The following is a 1212-nucleotide window of genomic DNA, read 5'->3' as shown; positions in this document are numbered from 1 at the left end:
TTTGCGTTGCTTCTTTTCAGCTCGGGCTGTTTTCTCTGCTTGTATTTTTTCGATGCGCCATTTTTGACGGCGATTGAGTTTACGTTTGCTCATGGGCTTCTCTGTTAAAAGGCGCAAGCATTCTATCAGTTTTTCTCATAGGCGGTTGTTCTAGTTCACTAAAGCCTATATTTTAGCTCTGATTAAAAATACAGAAGCGAATAACTTGCATGAAGCATAAATATAATTTGATTTGGATTGATCTTGAGATGACTGGTTTAGAGCCAGAGTCTGATCGTATTATTGAAATCGCCACTATCGTCACCGATGCGAACCTCAATACCTTAGCTGAAGGGCCCGTTATGGCAGTGCATCAAAGCGACGAATTACTTGATTCGATGGATGAGTGGTGTACTCGAACACATGGTGAATCTGGTTTAACGCAGCGAGTACAAGATAGCGAGTTCTCAGAGCGTGATGCAGAGCTGAATACCATTGAGTTTTTGCAAGAGTGGGTTGATAAAGGTGCATCACCGATTTGTGGGAATAGCGTAGGCCAAGATCGTCGTTTCTTGGTCAAATACATGCCAGAGTTGGAAGCCTATTTTCACTATCGAACTCTCGATGTGAGTACCTTGAAGGAGCTGACTCGCCGTTGGAAGCCTGAAATTTTAGATGGCTTTAAAAAACAGGGGACACATTTAGCATTAGATGATATCCGTGAATCGATCGCTGAGCTGCAATATTATCGTGAGCACGTGTTAAAGATATAAATTTAAGCGTCTTACATCGCTGAGATTGCCTTGTGAGATAAGAAAATACTAAAAGGTTTTTAAAATGAGTGAATTAGTCAAAGTAGAAATTAATGAATGCGTTGCCCTGTTAACGCTTAACAACGGCAAAGTGAATGCGTTTTCACATGAGATGATTGCAGACTTCAACGCAGCCTTAGACCAAGCAGAAGAAGCGAAAGCGCCTGTTGTGATTGCGGGTCATCCAGGAATGTTTTCTGCGGGTTTTGATCTTAAAGTTATGCAGAAAAGTATGGATGCTGCGATGGCTTTGGTTAAAGAAGGCTCTACATTGACGCGCCGATTATTGTCTTTCCCGACGCCTGTGATTGCGGCATGTACTGGGCACGCTGTAGCGCAAGGTGCATTTACTCTTTTATGTAGCGATTATCGAATTGGTGCAGCTGGCGAGTTCAAGCTTGGCCTGAATGAAGTGGCGATC

General features: G+C 42.9%; 2 protein-coding genes. Both read left to right on the top strand.

Going from position 1 to position 1212, the window contains the following annotated elements:
- Window positions 1–209: 209 nt before the first annotated feature.
- A complete protein-coding gene (gene orn / locus A3762_RS04440) occupies window positions 210–752 on the top strand; it encodes an oligoribonuclease (protein WP_068754249.1) in 543 nt (180 codons plus the stop codon).
- A 64-nt stretch (window positions 753–816) separates the two neighbouring features.
- On the top strand, window positions 817–1212 hold a 396-nt coding region (locus A3762_RS04435), incomplete at its 3' end, for a crotonase/enoyl-CoA hydratase family protein (protein ID WP_156493231.1).

This window comes from Oleiphilus sp. HI0125, assembly GCF_001635355.1.
This window is presented reverse-complemented; position numbering and strand designations above follow the sequence as displayed.

Bases quoted from the DNA above. Each gene is read 5' to 3' on its own strand.
- orn (WP_068754249.1), top strand. From the start codon at position 210: ATGAAGCATAAATATAATTTGATTTGGATTGATCTTGAGATGACTGGT.